General features: G+C 63.4%; 17 protein-coding genes. 8 read left to right on the top strand and 9 right to left on the bottom strand.

The genetic code is table 11. The features are described from left to right. Nucleotides 1-2: 2 nt before the first annotated feature. The 3 genes from AC1RT2_RS13750 (at nucleotide 3) to AC1RT2_RS13760 (ending at nucleotide 2,258) form a co-directional block, all read left to right on the top strand. Nucleotides 3-389 (top strand): DUF805 domain-containing protein, encoded by a 387-nt coding sequence (locus AC1RT2_RS13750; RefSeq protein ID WP_069060168.1) that lies wholly within the window; start codon nucleotides 3-5, stop codon nucleotides 387-389. 92 nt (nucleotides 390-481) lie between these two features. Then, on the top strand, nucleotides 482-1,675 hold the full coding sequence (dapE, locus tag AC1RT2_RS13755; RefSeq protein ID WP_493102929.1) for a succinyl-diaminopimelate desuccinylase: 1,194 nt from the start codon (nucleotides 482-484) through the stop codon (nucleotides 1,673-1,675). Then, nucleotides 1,662-2,258: a hypothetical protein gene (locus tag AC1RT2_RS13760; RefSeq protein WP_493102625.1), complete on the top strand. Its 597-nt coding sequence runs from the start codon at nucleotides 1,662-1,664 to the stop codon at nucleotides 2,256-2,258. The genes dapE and AC1RT2_RS13760 overlap by 14 nt, the downstream gene beginning before the upstream one ends. A 124-nt stretch (nucleotides 2,259-2,382) precedes the next feature. On the opposite strand, the gene truA is transcribed toward AC1RT2_RS13760, so the two are convergent. The 3 genes from truA to def are packed head-to-tail and all read right to left on the bottom strand — an operon-like array spanning nucleotide 2,383 to nucleotide 4,637. Beyond that, nucleotides 2,383-3,126, bottom strand: a complete 744-nt coding sequence (gene truA, locus AC1RT2_RS13765) for a tRNA pseudouridine(38-40) synthase TruA (RefSeq protein WP_493102627.1) — start codon at nucleotides 3,124-3,126, stop codon at nucleotides 2,383-2,385. Then, nucleotides 3,126-4,070, bottom strand: a complete 945-nt coding sequence (gene fmt / locus AC1RT2_RS13770; RefSeq protein ID WP_493102629.1) for a methionyl-tRNA formyltransferase — start codon at nucleotides 4,068-4,070, stop codon at nucleotides 3,126-3,128. Before fmt ends, truA begins: the two co-directional genes overlap by 1 nt. 42 nt (nucleotides 4,071-4,112) lie before the next feature. After that, nucleotides 4,113-4,637 carry a peptide deformylase gene (def, locus tag AC1RT2_RS13775; RefSeq protein WP_069060172.1) on the bottom strand — a complete coding sequence of 175 codons (525 nt, stop codon included), beginning with the start codon at nucleotides 4,635-4,637 and terminating at the stop codon, nucleotides 4,113-4,115. Between the two features lie 123 nt (nucleotides 4,638-4,760). On the opposite strand from def, the gene AC1RT2_RS13780 reads away from it, so the two are divergent. From AC1RT2_RS13780 to AC1RT2_RS13790, 3 genes are all read left to right on the top strand, one after another. Continuing rightward, on the top strand, nucleotides 4,761-5,954 hold the full coding sequence (locus tag AC1RT2_RS13780; protein WP_493102631.1) for a DNA recombination protein RmuC: 1,194 nt from the start codon (nucleotides 4,761-4,763) through the stop codon (nucleotides 5,952-5,954). Between the two features lie 43 nt (nucleotides 5,955-5,997). Beyond that, nucleotides 5,998-6,897, top strand: coding sequence for a ribokinase (locus AC1RT2_RS13785; RefSeq protein WP_069060174.1), 900 nt, complete (start codon nucleotides 5,998-6,000; stop codon nucleotides 6,895-6,897). Between the two features lie 283 nt (nucleotides 6,898-7,180). After that, nucleotides 7,181-9,511, top strand: a complete 2,331-nt coding sequence (locus tag AC1RT2_RS13790; RefSeq protein ID WP_493102634.1) for a methyl-accepting chemotaxis protein — start codon at nucleotides 7,181-7,183, stop codon at nucleotides 9,509-9,511. Nucleotides 9,512-9,570: 59 nt separating this feature from the next. Here the strand turns inward: AC1RT2_RS13790 and AC1RT2_RS13795 are convergent, their stop codons facing one another. Together AC1RT2_RS13795 and AC1RT2_RS13800 are read right to left on the bottom strand one after the other, a co-directional pair. After that, nucleotides 9,571-9,930 carry a hypothetical protein gene (locus tag AC1RT2_RS13795; RefSeq protein WP_493102637.1) on the bottom strand — a complete coding sequence of 120 codons (360 nt, stop codon included), beginning with the start codon at nucleotides 9,928-9,930 and terminating at the stop codon, nucleotides 9,571-9,573. Beyond that, nucleotides 9,930-10,871 carry a nucleoside hydrolase gene (locus AC1RT2_RS13800; protein ID WP_493102639.1) on the bottom strand — a complete coding sequence of 314 codons (942 nt, stop codon included), beginning with the start codon at nucleotides 10,869-10,871 and terminating at the stop codon, nucleotides 9,930-9,932. The genes AC1RT2_RS13795 and AC1RT2_RS13800 overlap by 1 nt, the downstream gene beginning before the upstream one ends. A gap of 181 nt (nucleotides 10,872-11,052) precedes the next feature. Here AC1RT2_RS13800 and AC1RT2_RS13805 point away from each other — a divergent pair, with 181 nt between their 5' ends. Further along, complete coding sequence (locus AC1RT2_RS13805; protein ID WP_069060178.1) at nucleotides 11,053-11,484, top strand: Hsp20 family protein; 432 nt, start codon at nucleotides 11,053-11,055, stop codon at nucleotides 11,482-11,484. 132 nt (nucleotides 11,485-11,616) lie between these two features. Further along, nucleotides 11,617-11,874 carry a BQ00720 family protein gene (locus tag AC1RT2_RS13810; RefSeq protein WP_069061543.1) on the top strand — a complete coding sequence of 86 codons (258 nt, stop codon included), beginning with the start codon at nucleotides 11,617-11,619 and terminating at the stop codon, nucleotides 11,872-11,874. 20 nt (nucleotides 11,875-11,894) lie between these two features. Here AC1RT2_RS13810 and trmB read toward each other — a convergent pair whose 3' ends face one another. From trmB to lnt, 4 genes are all read right to left on the bottom strand, one after another. After that, nucleotides 11,895-12,596 (bottom strand): tRNA (guanosine(46)-N7)-methyltransferase TrmB, encoded by a 702-nt coding sequence (gene trmB / locus AC1RT2_RS13815; protein WP_493102642.1) that lies wholly within the window; start codon nucleotides 12,594-12,596, stop codon nucleotides 11,895-11,897. Between the two features lie 7 nt (nucleotides 12,597-12,603). After that, entirely contained in the window at nucleotides 12,604-13,842 is a 1,239-nt protein-coding gene (gene metK, locus AC1RT2_RS13820; protein ID WP_493102644.1) for a methionine adenosyltransferase, read from the bottom strand. A 205-nt stretch (nucleotides 13,843-14,047) separates the two neighbouring features. Then, a complete protein-coding gene (locus AC1RT2_RS13825; RefSeq protein ID WP_069060181.1) occupies nucleotides 14,048-14,467 on the bottom strand; it encodes a helix-turn-helix domain-containing protein in 420 nt (139 codons plus the stop codon). 149 nt (nucleotides 14,468-14,616) lie between these two features. Further along, nucleotides 14,617-16,200 (bottom strand): apolipoprotein N-acyltransferase, encoded by a 1,584-nt coding sequence (gene lnt, locus AC1RT2_RS13830; protein ID WP_493102646.1) that lies wholly within the window; start codon nucleotides 16,198-16,200, stop codon nucleotides 14,617-14,619. Nucleotides 16,201-16,283: the final 83 nt, after the last annotated feature.

Consider the following 16,283-nt stretch of genomic DNA (forward strand, 5'->3'; position numbering starts at 1 on the left):
CCATGACAGCCGTGGAAGAGCAGAGGCCAAACCTCACCTGGTTCTTCTTCGGCTGGTCCGGCCGGCTGAGCCGCGTGCCCTTCGCGCTCGGCTGGGCCTTCTGGCTGATGCTGCTTTCGGCGGCACTCACCCGCATCCTCATCGTGCCGAAGGAGGATCCGTCCTTCCTCCTCTGGTCCTTCGTTTTCGTCGGCGTGGCCATCGTCTCCACCGTTTCCTCCGTCCTGCTGACGGTGAAGCGGCTGCACGACATGAACCTGCCTGTGCCGCTGATCATCTGTCTCTTCGTGCCGGCCATTTCCTTCTTCGCACTGATCGTCTTCCTGGTCTGGCCGGGAACGAACGGCCCGAACCAATATGGCGAGTTGCCCAATCGCCCGAAAGACTGAGGGCCGCGGCCACGCGCCGCTCGTGACAGGCCCCGGGCGATCGGCTAAACCTCGATTCCATACCTCCCTCTCGTCGCAGTGACCGCATGCTTATGACCTCTGCCGATCCGATCGAAAATCTCACAACGCTCATCCGCTGCCCCTCCGTGACGCCGGCCGAAGGTGGCGCGCTGACCGCACTTGTCGCCATGCTCGATCCGCTCGGGTTCACGGTGGAGCGCGTGACGGCCAGCGAGCCCGGCATGCCGGATATCGAAAATCTCTATGCCCGCATCGGCACGGAGGGTCCGCACCTGATGTTTGCCGGCCATACGGATGTCGTGCCCGTCGGCAACGAGGCTGCCTGGACGCATGCGCCCTTCGGCGCCGAGATTGCCAATGGCGAGATGTTCGGCCGCGGCGCTGTCGACATGAAGGGCGGCATTGCCTGCTTCGTCGCGGCCGTTGCGCGCCAGATCGCAAAGAACGGTCCGCCGAAAGGCTCCATCTCCTTCCTGATCACCGGCGACGAGGAAGGCCCGGCCGTCAACGGCACGATCAAGCTGCTGCAATGGGCAGCCGAGCGCGGCGAACGCTGGGATGCCTGCCTCGTCGGCGAGCCGACCAACCCGGACCAGCTCGGCGACATGATCAAGATCGGCCGGCGCGGCTCCGTTTCCGGGGCCATCACGGTGCACGGCGTGCAGGGCCATGCGGCCTATCCGCACCTTGCCGACAATGCCGTGCGCGGGATCATTGCGCTGACCGATGCGCTGATGCATCCGCCCTTCGATACCGGCACGGAAAGCTTCCAGCCGTCGAACCTGGAAGTGACGACGATCGACGTCGGCAATCCTGCCACCAATGTCGTGCCCGCCGAAGCCCGCGCCGCCTTCAACATCCGCTTCAACGATACATGGACGGCCGAGACCGTGATGGCCGAGATCGTGCGCCGGCTCGATGAGGCCGCTGCCGACGAGAAGCTGCGGCCCGGCCGCGCGGCCCTCCGCTACGACATCAAATGGGCCGAGCGGCCGAGCCATGTCTTCCTGACGCGCAACAACAACCTGATCGCCTCGCTGTCGGGCGCCATCGAGGCCGTCACCGGCCGGGCGTCAAAACTGTCGACGACCGGCGGCACGTCGGACGCACGTTTCATCAAGGATTATTGCCCAGTGGTGGAATTCGGCCTTGTCGGCCAGACCATGCACATGGTGGACGAGCGGGTGGCGGTCGCTGACCTCGAAACGCTCACGGTGATCTACCAGACCTTCATCGAACGCTGGTTCGGCGATGCCCAGGCTTGATGAGGTCCTCTACTACCTGACCGGTGTCTTCCTGCTGCTCCGGCAAAAGCAGGAAGGGTTCGGCTGGCTGGATTTGACGCTGCGCGGGCTTGTCCGCTCGTTCTGGGCCTTCGTCTGGTGCCTGCCGGCCTTCGCCGTCATCTGGGCGTCCTGGCGGCTCTATTATCTCAGCAGCATGCCGGCGGATACACCGGCGGGCATCGCCTTCTTCGTCAAGCTCCTGGTGATCGACGTGACCGGCTGGCTGCTGCCGTTGGTGCTGCTTGTCGCGCTGGCGCGCCCGCTCGGCTATGGCAAGTATCTCGCGACCGTGGTGACGGCGAGCAACTGGGTTGCCGTGCCGTTCTCCTATGCAGCGGCGGTTCCCTTCGCGCTGACGCTCGTCTTGCCGACAAGCGCGCCCTTTGCCGGTCTTCTGCTCTATGCCGTGTTCGGCGCGAGCGTCGTGCTACAGTTCCGCCTCGTCTGGATGTGCGTCGGTAAGCAGACGCTTCTGGCCGCGGCCATGACGGCGATCTTCGTGCTGCCGCCGATGATCGTCGGACAGGAATTGCAGCGCATCCTCGGCACGCTGCCGGCTTGATGCTCTTTTTGCATTTCGCGATTCTGGGCGCTTAAAGCATTTCCAGCCGAAGCGGCATCGCTTTGGCGTCGGATAATGCGGGAAAAACAAGAATCGAGAGCAATTCCGGTGAACCGGAATTGCTCTAGTAGTCGACCGCCATGAAATAAAGCCCGTCCGGCGGCGCCACCGGGCCGCAGGCCTTGCGATCGCGCGCTTCAAGCGCGGCTTGCACGTCTTCAACCGTCCACTTGCCTTCCCCCACCAGCTTCAGCGTGCCGGCAAAGGAGCGGATCTGGTTGTGCAGGAAACTCTGCGCCGAGACACGCATCTCGATGAGGTCGCCGCTACGCGTCACCTCCAGCCGATCGATGGTGCGCACCGGACTGTTCGCCTGACATTTGACCGCGCGGAAGGTGGTGAAGTCGTGCCGTCCGACCAGCATCTGCCCGGCCGCATGCATGGCCGCATGGTCGAGTTCCCTGGTGACGAACCATGCCCGGTTCGCCTCCAGCGCCAACGGTGCGCGCCGTGAGATGATGCGGTACATATAGTGCCGCTTGACGGCCGAGAAGCGGGCGTTGAAATCATCCGGCACTACCGCGGCATCGAGGATCACCACCCGCTCGCGGGCCGTGCCCAGATACGCGTTGAGGGCATTTCTCAGCGTATGCTCCGGCCACGCACGTGAAAGGTCGGTATGGGCGACCTGCCCCATGGCATGGACACCGGAATCCGTGCGTCCCGCGCCATTGACGGAGACGGTCTCGCCGGTCAGCGAGAAGATCGCCGCTTCGATGGCGCCCTGTACGGAATGACCGTTCGTCTGCCGCTGCCAGCCGACATAGGGCGTACCGTCATATTCGATCAGGAGGCGGTAGCGTGGCATCAGGCGATGACCTGGCCGACCGCGACCGGCGTGCCGCGCAGGAAATCGGCCGCATCAAGCGACTTGCCACCGGCCTTCTGCAGCCGCGTGAACCGCACCGCGCCGCTATTGCCGCAGGCGATCGCCAGCCGATCGTCGAGAACCGTGCCGGCAGGCTCGGTCGAGGCCTCGTCCGCCCGCTCGCTTGCCAGCACCTTCACCCGTTCCGGCTTGCCGGCGATCGAAAGCTCGAACCAGGCGCCGGGAAACGGCGAGAGGCCGCGGACATGGTTGTGCACGTCCGTGGCCGGGCGGGAGAAGTCAATGCGTGTCTCTGCCTTGTCGATCTTCGCGGCATAGAGCACGCCCTCTTGCGCCTGCTCCGTCAACGGCAGGTCGCCGGCTTCGAGCATCGCCATGGCCTCCACCATCAGCGCACCGCCCGCCTGCATCAATGCATCATGCAACTCGCCGGCGGTCATGGTCTCGCCGATCGCTACGCGGGCGGTCAGCGCGACGGGGCCGGTATCGAGGCCCTTGTCCATCTTCATGACCATCATGCCGGTTTCCGTGTCGCCCGCCATGATCGCCCGCTGGATGGGGGCCGCACCGCGCCAGCGCGGCAAAAGCGAGGCATGCCCATTGTAGCATCCGAGCCGCGTGCCGGCGAGGATGGCCTCCGGCAGAAGCAGGCCATAGGCGACGACGACGGCCACATCCGCCTTCAGCGCACGGAAGGCGTCACGATCGGCCTCTTCACGAAAATTGACCGGCGTGAAGGCGGGAATGCCGAGCTGCTCGGCTTTCTGGTGTACTGGTGATTTCACCAGTTCGAGGCCGCGGCGGCCGGCCGGGCGCGGCGGTTGCGAATAGACGGCGACGATCTCGTGACCGGCCTCGGCAAGCGCCGCCAGCGTCGGGACGGAGAAATCCGGCGTGCCCATGAAGATGATGCGAAGGGCCATCGGTCAGCCTCCGTAAGAGGAATGGAAGCGGACGTTGCCCGCTCAGAGCGCCTTGCTGCCGCGCATCTTGGCCGCCTTGGTGAACTTGCGGATCACCATCTCGCGCTTCAGCTTGGAAATATGGTCGATGAACAGCACGCCGTTGAGGTGGTCGATCTCGTGCTGCAGGCAGGTCGCGAGCAGGCCTTCGGCCTGCGTCAGCTGTTCCTTGCCGTCACGGTCGAGGTGCTTCACCGTGATGATGGCGGGACGTTCGACTTCTGCATAATAATCCGGGATCGACAGGCAGCCTTCCTCATAGACCGAGCGCGCATCCGACGCGGAGACGACTTCCGGATTGATGAAGACGAGCGGTGTCTTGTCTTCGCCGTCCTTCGAGACGTCCAGAACGAGCATGCGGCGCGCGACGCCAATCTGGATGGCGGCAAGCCCGATGCCTGGCGCATCGTACATGGTTTCCAGCATGTCGTCGGCGAGCTTCTTCACCTCGCTGTCGATGGTCTCGATAGGCTTCGAGACCTCGCGGAGGATCGGATCGGGAAGGATAATCAGCGGCTTGATGGTCATGCGCCTCCTTAGCGCGGTTTTTTTGCGCTTTCAATCGGATTTGGCTGCGAACATACCACCCTGGCCGGTGATTTGTTCACGTTATGATCTAGTTTCCGCCGCAAACCGTGATATGGTCGCGGCATGATCGACCCGACCTTCGATGCCCTGCTCGCCTCTCTCCTTGCCCGACTGGGCGGCCCCGGCCCCGCGCTGGTGCTGCTTGCCGCGGTTTTCCTGGCCGTCTACAGCCTCATCTCGGCCCGCCGCAGCCAGGCCCGCCAGCAGGAAGCAGGCAGGGTGGCGGAGCTGCACTTCGCCGAACTCCTGAAGGCACAAACCGAGATGCAGGGCCGCGTCGCCGCCATGGCAGAAGTGTTCGGCAGCAAACAATCCGAAACGAACCAGGCGCTCAATACGCGTCTCGACGGGCTGACGCAGCGGCTTGGCCAGTCGATCTCCGAGCAGACACGCTCGACGCATGAAAACCTGCGGCGCCTGCAGGAGAGGCTCGCCGTCATCGACACGGCACAGACCAACATCCAGTCGCTGGCGAAGGATGTCGTCGGCCTCCAGGCGATCCTTTCCAACAAGCAGACGCGCGGCGCCTTCGGGCAATCACGCATGGAGACGATCATCGCCGACGCGCTGCCGCACGGCGCCTACCAGTTCCAGGCGCAGCTTTCCAGTGGCGTGCGCCCCGACTGCACCATCCGCATGCCGAACGGCCAGCCGCCGCTGGTGGTCGACGCCAAGTTCCCGCTGGAGGCCTGGAACGCCATGTCGGACGGGCGACCGCCGGAGGCCGCTAAGGTTGCCGCCCAGCAATTCCGCCGCGACATGGAAACCCATATCCGCGATATCGCCGAAAAATACCTGGTTGCCGGCGAGACGCAGGACACCGCCTTCCTCTTCGTGCCGTCGGAATCGATCTTCGCCAGCATCCACGAACATTTCGAGGCCGTCGTGCAGCGCGCGCACCGGGCCCGCATCGTCATCGTCTCGCCTTCGCTGTTGATGCTCTCCGTGCAGGTGCTGCAGGCGCTACTAAAAGACCAGCGCATGCGCGAGCAGGCCCATGTCATCCAGGGCGAGGTCGCGCGCCTGATGGACGATTTGACGCGGCTCGACGACCGGGTGCGAAAACTGCATGGTCACTTCACGTCCGCGCAGAAGGATGTCGACCTGATTCTCACCTCTACGGAGAAGCTGACACGGCGCGGCGCGCGCATCGGCGACATGGAATTCGAGACGGTTACAGCCCCTTCCGAGCCATTGGAGAAGGCTGTCGAGAGCCGAAGCGGGCCGTTACGCCTGAGAGTAGTTGACGAAGACTGACCGCCTCGGGCAGTGTCCGGCGGAAACGACAAGGGGCACTCTCATGATCACCGTCTTCGGCTCCATCAACATGGACCTCATCGCCACGCCAGACCGCCTGCCGAAGCCGGGTGAAACCGTGGTCGGCAGCAGCTTCACCACGGCCGCCGGCGGCAAGGGCGCCAACCAGGCGCTCGCGGCGCGGCGCGCAGGCTCCATGGTTCGCATGGCGGGTGCCGTCGGCGATGACCGGCTGGCGAGCCAGGCGCTGGCGCTGCTTGCCGATGCCGCCGTCGACCTCAACTCCGTGCGCTCCGCAGCCGAAGCGACCGGCACCGCGCATATCCTCGTTGCCGACGATGGCGAAAATGTCATCGTCGTCGTGCCCGGCGCTAATGGCACGGTCACGGATGAGGACGCCAAGCGCACCGTTGGCGCTATGTCGCGCGGCGACTATCTGATGCTGCAGTTCGAAATCCCCAACGCCGCCATCGAGGCGGCCCTTGTCAGCGCAAAGCAGAAGGGCGTCACCTCGATCATCAACATCGCGCCCTTCGGCGCCGATGCGAAGCGCCTCGGCGCGATGGCGGATATTCTCGTTGCCAACGAGACGGAATTCGACCTTTTCGTCGGCAAGGGGGAACTCTCCGATGAGGCGCGCGAGGCGACCATGCGCGCGCTGCATGCCGAAAGCGGCCAGACAATCATCGTGACGCTCGGCGCCGACGGCGTCATCGCCATCCGCAAGAATGATATTTTTCGCGCGGCGGGCCTTGCCATCGAACCGGTCGATACGGTCGGTGCCGGTGACACGTTCTGCGGCTACCTTGCCGCCTCGCTCGATGCCGGGCTCGGTTTCAAGGAGGCGTTGCGCCGTGCGGCGGTCGCGGGCTCCCTCGCCTGCCTCAAGCCGGGCGCCCAGCCCTCCATCCCCTTCGCTGCCGCTGTCGACGCCAAGGTCTAGAACGCGACACAGCAGCGACCAGCCGCCGTTTCGCAAATGGCATATCAGGCGTCGCTTTGCTTGCGATGCCTGATAATTCAGTCTGTTGAGACTGATATGTCGCCGCAAAACTTGGTTCTTTATTAATATTTTATCGGTTACTGAAATCTCAGACACCGGCCTGTTCAGGGCCGGGCCGTCTCTGGCGCTGGTCGCGCGCCCCGCCCTCCATGATGGAGATCCCGCAAATGAATCTGCCCTATCGCGGCCGGTCGCCGCGGACGTTTCTCATCGTGAGGATTTCATGTTCAAGTTCCAGGCCAAGTCACTCGCGACGAAGCTCATCGCTGTAACCGGCGGCACGATCGCCCTGGTGATGCTCGCGTCCAACACCGTTCTGATCTCCGAGACCCAGACCCGCGTCTCCGATCTCGTCTATACCGCTGCCGACACGGAGGCGAAGGCGATTGCATCCGATATCGCCGCCGATATCGGCGCGCTTGCAGGCGCCGCCCGCGCCATGGGCGGCGTGATCGAACAGGGACATGCCAACGGCCTGCTGGACCGCAAGGCTGTGGTCAACATCATCAAGGCGAACACCGACAAGAACAGCTTTGCCCTCGGCAGCTGGTTTGCGGAAGAGCCGAACGCCTTCGACGGCAAGTCGCGCGAGACGCCGGAGCAGCTGGAAACCGGCACCTTCAAGGACGGCTCGTTCAACCCCTACTGGACGAAGCGCAAGGACGGCTCGATCACGCTGTCGACCTTCGAATCCGACTACAAGGCGGAATGGTACGCACTGGCTGCCAAGAGCGGCAAGGGTGCCATGAGCTCACCCTATGCCGAAACCTCGACCGGCGAAGGCCTGACCATGGCCTCCATCGCCTATCCGGTCAGTGTGGGCGGCAAGATGATCGGCGTCACCGGCGTCGACGTCTCGCTGAAGACGCTCTACGAGAAACTCAGCCAGCTGAAGCCCTTCGGCGAAGGCCGCGTCATGCTGGTCTCGCAGACCGGCAAGTGGATCGTCGCACCGACAGTCGAACTCCTCATGAAAGACTATGACGGCCAGGGCCATGAGATCGTCAAGGATGCACTTGCCACCGGCAAGGTCGGCCACATCAAGGATCTTTCATTCGACGAACTCGCCTCCTTTGACCGGGTCGTCTATCCGTTCGCCCTGCCGGACATCAACACGACCTGGGCGGTTCTCGTCGACGTGCCGCACAGCGCGATCAATGCGCCGGTCAACGACCAGACCTATGTGATGATCATCGGCGGCCTGATCGTGCTCGGCGCCGTGCTGGCCGGCCTTTACCTCGCCGTACGCTTCTTCGTGCAGAAGCCGCTTGCCGGCCTGGTCAGCGACGTGGCGACGCTCAGCAACGGCGTCTATACCCAGCCGATCGCCGGCCAGCAGCGCTCGGATGAAACCGGCTCGGTCGCCAAGGCGCTCGAAGGTTTCCGCCACCAGCTCGCCGATACGAAACGCCTGGAAGCCGAAGCCGACAGCCAGCGCCAGATGACGGAGGCCGAGCGTAATCGTTCGGAGGCCGAGCGCGCGGAATCGAACGCCCTCCAGCGCGACATCGTTGCACGCCTCGGTGATGGTCTTGCCCAGCTTTCCTCCGGCAACCTGACCTTCCGTCTCTCCGGCGACTTCCCCGGCGAGTACGGCAAGCTCAAGACCGACTTCAACTCGGCGATTGCCAGCCTCGAAGAGACGATCCAGACGGTCAATACGTCGATCGGCAATATCGGCGGCGGCACCGGCGAAATCTCCAAGGGCGCGGCCGATCTTTCGCATCGCACCGAACAGCAGGCTGCAAGCCTGGAAGAGACCGCAGCTGCCCTCGACCAGCTCACCTCGCAGGTCAATTCCAGCGCGGAGAATGCCCGCGTCGCCGCCAAGTCGGTGGATACGGCGAGCCAGGATGCCAGCAAGTCCGGCGAAGTGGTGCACAAGGCCATCGCTGCCATGCATGGTATCGAACATTCGTCGCGCGAAATCTCCAACATCATCGGCGTGATCGACGACATCGCCTTCCAGACCAACCTGCTGGCGCTCAATGCCGGCGTGGAAGCGGCGCGTGCCGGTGACGCCGGCAAGGGCTTTGCGGTCGTCGCCCAGGAAGTGCGCGAACTCGCCCAACGCTCGGCCAATGCGGCCAAGGAGATCAAGACGCTGATCAACACCTCCGAGGTGCAGGTCCGCGAAGGGGTCGATCTCGTCGGCAAGGCCGGTGGTGCGCTGGAAAACATCGCCGAACAGGTCATCCAGATCAACGGCCTCATCCGCCAGATCTCCGGCTCGGCCACCGAACAGGCCGTCGGCCTCAAGGAGATCAATTCGGCCGTCAACCAGATGGACCAGGTGACCCAGCAGAACGCCGCGATGGTGGAGGAAACCACCGCTGCCTCGGTGGCGCTGAACGACGAAGCCCAGACGCTGAAGGCGCTCGTCGCCCGCTTCCGCGCCGGTGCCGCCAGCATGAGCGCCCAGCCGGTGCAGCACGCGGCTCGCACCCAGGCGGCGCCGCGCTCAAGCTACCAGGCACCGCGCAGCACGGCCCGCGCCATGCCGCAGGTCGCCGGCAACACGGCGCTCGCCCGGGACGACTGGGAAGAGTTCTGAGCCAAGACACCAGGCAAAGAAAAGGCCGGCGTTTTCGCCGGCCTTTTTGTTTGGGGAGCCTACTTTGGCTCCGTCGGTTGTGCCTGAAGCCTGCCGCGGGAGCGAGACCGACTTGCGTTCGCCAGTCGCTGCGTGGCTTCCTTCAGCTCCAGTTCGGAGAACAGGCCCTGATATTCGGGCCGCAGCATCATTGCCTCCATCGAAAGCTCCGACTTGCCGGCGTCAAGCAGGCGTTCCAGGCCCGTCGTACCGGGCTTGAAGACGAGATCCTTTGCCGCCGCGACGCCGCCGTTCAACAGCACGAAACGACGCAGCAGGACCGGGCGGAAGCCGAGTTCCGCAAAGCGATCGTAGAGGCCCATCATCTCCTTGTGGAAACGGCCCTCCGCGCCCGGGGCGGCATGGCGCGGCCCGCGCATCAGAGGCGACCGACGCGCTCGGCGAGCAGCGCGAAGAAGCCGTCGGCGTCGACGTCCTTCATGACGCGGGCATTGTGCTTGCGCCCGGTGACCTGCCACCAATCGACGACCGTCATGCCGACGGTGAGCGGCGAGGCCGTTTCCACCTCGACATTGCAGTCGCGGCCGGCAAACAACTCCGGCTTCAACAGATAGGCGATGACCGTCGGATCGTGCAGCGGGCCACCATCGGAGCCGTATTTCTCGATGTCGAAGCGCTCGAAGAAGTCGAGCATCTCGACCAGCGCGATGGCCGGGCGACTGCCGATTTCACGCAGTTTCGCCACACGGCTCTTCAGCGTCAGCACCTTGTGGGTCACGTCGAGCGGCATCATGACGATCGGGATCCCGGACTTGAAGACGGCGGCGGCCGCTTCCGGGTCGACATAGATGTTGAATTCGGCGGCCGGCGTGATGTTGCCGCCCTCGAAGAAGCCGCCGCCCATCATCACCAGTTCGCGCACACGGCCGGCTATCTCCGGCGCTTTCTCCAGCGCGGTGGCAATGTTGGTCAGCGGGCCGAGCGTGCAGAGCGTCACCGTGCCGGCCGGCTCGCGATTCAACGTCTCGATGATGAAATCGACGGCATGCTGGTCCTGCAGCGGCATTTGCGGGTCGTGCAACTCCGGGCCGTCGAGACCGGTCTTGCCGTGGACATGTTCTGCAGTGATGAGCGGTCGTGCGACCGGCTTGTCGGCTCCGGAAAAAACCTTCACGTCGGGCCGCGCGCAGAATTCCAGGATGATGCGGGCATTGCGGGAGGTCAGAGCCAGCGGCACGTTGCCGGCAACCGTGGTGATGCCGAGGATATCGAGTTCCGGGCTGCCGAGCGCCAGCATGATCGCGGCGGCATCGTCCTGGCCGGGATCCGTGTCGATGATGATTTTCCGTGGCTCAGACATGCCCGCTTCCGTCCCTTGTTTCTTATGATTCTACCCGCGCCGCGCGGGCGAAGCGGCGACTATATTTGCGAAATCGCCTTTCGCAAGCGTCTTGCGTCATGCGCCGGCAATCACCATATTGTAGCCAAAGGGATGCCGATGTCGGGTCCCCTTACAGTCGCTTGAAGCCAAGGACTAGACGATGTCACGCATGACCCCTTTCACGAGCCCATTGCTCCTGGGTTTCGACGCCATGGAAAAGACCCTTGAGCGCATTGCCAAGGGCAACGATGGCTACCCTCCGTACAATATCGAGCGGCTGCGGCCGGATGGCGACACGGGTGCGCCCGAGCGCCTGCGCATCACGCTTGCCGTCGCGGGTTTCTCCGAGGAGGAGCTCGACGTGACGACGGAGGAAAACCAGCTCGTCATTCGCGGCCGCCAGGTCGATAGCGGCGAGCGGGATTATCTTTATCGCGGCATTGCAGCCCGTCAGTTCCAGCGCACCTTCGTGCTTGCCGATGGCATGCGCGTTCAGGGCGCCGAATTGAAGAACGGCCTGCTGGCGGTCGACCTCGTCCGGCCGGAGCCTCAACGAATGGTAAAGAAAATTAACATTTCCGTATCAGACTAGATCATGAGCCGTTCCTGCGGGAACACCCGCCGGATCGTCTCAAGCGTAACCTGATCGCTGACGCACCGATGGGCCATTGTGGCCATTGGCGTCCAGCGGCCGGCCCCTGCCGGCATTGCCATGGAGGCAAAGATGGGACTGAAAACTGCAATCCACACCGTCTCGAAGGCAGATCTTGCGCATCTCGGCGCAGGCGAGGTCGGCTATATCCGCAAGATGAAGGCGGACGAAGTGTCGCGCGTCTTCCCGGAAGCGCCTGAAATCGATCCGAGCCTCGACCTCTGGGCGCTGTTTGGCGCAGACGGCACGCCGATCCTGCTCACCGACAACCGTTCGAGCACCTTCTACAAGGCCGCCGAAGACGAGCTGCGCACCGTCAGCCTGCACTGATACCGGATTGAGGCCTTCCGTCAGAGACGGCGGAAGGTGAGATAGGCCGAGCTACGGCCTTCGCGCTTGGCCTTGGCCTCGTAGCGTGTGCCTGGCCAGCCGGCAAACGGCGTCAGCCAATCGGCCGCGTTTTCCGCGGTCCACACGAAAGCGGGATGAGACCCGCAGTGCATCAGCGTCCAGTTGACATAGGTGTCGATGTCGGACGCAAAGCAGAAGAGCCCGCCCGGCTTCAGCACCCGGGCAAAGCGGTCCAGGTTCACCTTGGAGACGAACCGCCTCTTCCAATGCTTCTTCTTCGGCCATGGATCCGGATAGAGCAGATCGATCTGATCGAGCGACGCCGCCGGCAGCCAGTCCAGAAGCTCCGTCGCATCATCATCATAGAGCCGGATATTTTTTGCGCCCGTTTCCTCGACGCTGCCCACCAGCTTTGCCATGGAATTGACGAAGGGTTCCACGCCGATGAAGCCGGTCTCCGGCTGCTCGACGGCGCGATGAATGAGATGTTCGCCGCCGCCAAAGCCGATTTCGAGGCGCAGGCGCGCGGGCTTCACATCATAGAGCGCCGAAATATCCGCCGGGGCCGGGGTCGAGAGATCGACCTTCAGCTCCGGCAGCAACGTTTCGAGATGCTGCGCCTGCCGCTCGCGCAACGGCTTTCCCTTGCGACGACCGAAAAAGGCCTCGGTCGCCCGGCTACGGCGCTCTGCATCCCTCATGTCAGCCTCAGCTCTTCAAGGCGTCCTTGAGAGCCTTGACGAGGTCTAGGCGCTCCCAAGTGAAGGAACCGTCGCGGCCAGCCTTGCGGCCGAAATGGCCGTAAGCTGCGGTCTTGGCATAGATCGGCTTGTTGAGGTCGAGATGACGACGAATGCCCGACGGCGAAAGGTCCATGACCTTGCGGAGCGCGGCTTCGAGGGCATCTTCGCTGACCTTGCCGGTGTCGTGCAGATCGACATAGACCGAGAGCGGCTGGGCGACGCCGATGGCGTAGGACAGCTGGATCGTGCAGCGATCGGCAAAGCCGGCGGCAACGACGTTCTTGGCGAGATAACGCGCGGCATAGGCGGCCGAACGGTCGACCTTGGTGGTGTCCTTGCCGGAGAAGGCACCACCGCCATGCGGGGCAGCGCCGCCGTAGGTGTCGACGATGATCTTGCGGCCGGTGAGGCCGGCATCACCATCCGGGCCGCCAATGACGAATTTTCCGGTCGGGTTGATGTACCAGACGCAATCGTCAGCGATCTTCAGGTCGTGCAGTGCTTCGCGGATATAGGGCTCGACGACTTCACGAACCTTGTCCGAATCCCAGCTCGCATCGAGATGCTGCGTGGAGAGAACGATGGAGGCGACGTCGGCCGGCTTGCCGTCGACGTAGCGCACAGTCACCTGGCTCTTGGCGTCCGGGCCGAGCTTGCCGGCATCGCCCTCGCCCTTCTTGCGGGCATCGGCGAGCAGCTGGAGAATGCGGTGCGAATAATAGAGCGGCGCCGGCATGAGTTCTGCGGTTTCGCGGCAGGCGTAGCCGAACATGATGCCCTGGTCGCCGGCACCCTCGTCGCCCTGCCGGTCGGCAGCGTTATCGACACCCTGGGCAATATCGGCGGACTGGGAGTGCAACAGCACGTCGATCTTCGCCGTCTTCCAGTGAAAACCGTCCTGCTCGTAGCCGATGTCGCGGATCGCCTTGCGGGCGGCGGCCTTGAACTTCGCGGGATTGATGACGTCGTTGCCGTCCTTGTCCTTCTTGAGCAGGCTCGGCGGCAGGCGGACCTCACCGGCAATCACGACGCGATTGGTCGTCGCAAGCGTCTCGCAGGCGATACGCACTGACCACGGATCGACCTTCGACTTCACGGCTTCGCGATAGACCAGATCGACGATTTCGTCGGAGATGCGGTCGCAAACCTTGTCCGGGTGGCCCTCGGCGACGGACTCGCTGGTGAAGAGATAACTGCTGCGCATGCGGGAATTCCCCTCAAAGAAAATAGACTTCGACGTTGTTATTCAGTTCGCGGGGGAAAGACAAGCACAGAAGGACATAAGAATATGTTTATGTCCTGCGATTTCGGGCGTTGTTTCGCATCTGCCGGCGGCGCGATACGGGCCGCCAGAAACAGGAAAGGCGGCCCCATGGGACCGCCCTTTCATCCGTTGCCAGAACGATTAATCACTCAAGCTCGGCTTCGGCTGCCAGCGCCTTGACGAGGTCGACGAGCTTGCGGCGCACCTTCGGATCACCGATCCGGACGAAGGCGCGGTTGAGCTGGAGGCCCTCGGAGGACGACAGGAAATCGACCACATAGTTGGAGCTCGATGCTTCCGCAAACCCGGCCTGCGTGTTTGTCTGGTCGCCCGGCGCGTCCTCGAAGAAAAAGGAGACGGGGACGTTCAGGATGCTCGAAATGTTCTGCAATCGGCTGGCGCCGACGCGGTTCGTGCCCTTTTCGTATTTCTGGATCTGCTGGAAGGTGATACCGAGGCTTTCCCCCAACTTTTCCTGGCTCATGCCGAGCATGGTCCTGCGAAGCCGAATCCGGCTGCCGACATGAATATCGATCGGATTCGGCTTCTTTTTGTTTTCCATCATCACTTTCGTCCTAACGCGCGGAATTGGCCCCACCCATCCGGCAGCCTTAACGATGACTTAACGTCACGTTGTATGCGCAACCACTGAAGGTCATCACAATACAGGAGAACAGCCGGCGGCGTGCACTATGCTATTTTAGGGGTTTTTGGTCAATTCACCCTGTTTCTAAAACCAATGCGAGAAATGCCCGCCATGACAAAGAGAAGGCCGAGAACGATAGGAAATGACCAGTTCCGCCACTTTTCCCCCTCACCCAACGTAAACCTTCCCGGAAGAGTTGCATCCACGAAGCCCGGTACGTCATGTGCGAGGCCCGCCACGACCTGCCCCTTCGCATCGACGATGGCAGAAATGCCATTATTGGCGGCGCGAATCAGTGGCAGACCGCGCTCGACGGCCCGCAGACGCGCCTGCTGGAAGTGCTGGAAGGGGCCGGGCGTAGTGCCGAACCAGGCGTCATTGGTCACGTTCAGCAACGCCGCCGCGTCGTCGGCCGATCTGTTGATCTCGTGCGGGAAGATCGCCTCGTAGCAGACCAGCGGATAAAGACCCTTGCCGAGCGCATTGAGGAGCTGATGGTCGCGGGCGGCGGAAAAACCGCCCGGCATGGCGACGGCACTCACACCAAAGCTTTCAAAGACCTCGGCAAAGGGCATGTATTCGCCGAACGGCACCAGATGAACCTTGTCGGCCGCGCCGATGATCTGCCCCTTGCCCTCGATCGCGTAGATGGAGTTGTAGTAGCGCGGCGCCTTGCCGGAACCGGCACTCTCCGTGCGCACCGCGCCGGCGATCAGCACCTGATCGTCCTCCAGCACATCGGCAATGCGCACGAGGGCGTCCGGATTGTCCGTGAGTATGAAGGGAATGGAGGTTTCCGGCCAGACGACGATATCGGGCCGCTTGCCGTCCCCTTCCGGCTTTGCCGCACTCAGGGAAAGGTGGCGCTCGAAAATCTCCGCGCGGGCGGAATCATCGAGTTTCGTCGCCTGGTCGATGACCGGCTGGACGAGGCGGATGACAGTCGTCTGGCTTTCCGGCGTCGGCACCAGGTTCAGGGCATAATAGCCGTAACCGACATGGGCGGCAAAGAGCAGCGTGGCGAGCGTGAGACCGGGAAGCCTGCCACGCCGGGTGCCGAGCAGGGCCGGCGCGGCGAAGACGAAGACAGCGAGCGCATTCATGCTCGCGATGCCGACAAGGCCCGACGATTGCATGAACAGCGGTACGGGCATCGCCCCATAACCGATGGCGTTCCAGGGAAACCCGGTAAAAAGCGTGCTGCGCAGCCACTCGCCGATACCGAAGGCGAGGGCGAGGGCGGCAATGCGGCCCATGCCATCCGACCAGAGGAGGCGTGCCAGCGCGGTCGCGAGACCGTAAAACAAGGCGAGGAAGGCGGGCAGGCCGAAGACGGCGAGCGGCAGCGCCCAGGCAAAGGCGTCGGCCTCCACAAGCAGCGCATTGCCGAGCCACCAGAGCCCGCCGACGAAATAACCAAAGCCGAAGAACCAGCCGATACGGAAGGCCGGGGCGAGGCGCCGCATGAAACCGGCCTCCGGTGCCGCGCTCGCGCCGTCGAGCAGCCAGACAAGCACAGTGAAGGAAACGAAGAAGGCTGCGAAGAAACCGAAGGGTGGCAGAGCCAGCACGCCGATCAAGCCCGCAAGAAATGCCACAAGCGCCCGTCTCGTTCCAGACAGGAGCATGACCGTGCTCGCAAGCCGCTCCATGCCGTCCCCTTTGCTCGAGCCTGCGCGCTTCTCAAAAACGCGCAAACGCTCCGTCCCCTTGTTTGTCGCAGTTCCGGACGAAA

The organism is Shinella sp. GW821-FHT11G07, assembly GCF_058808115.1.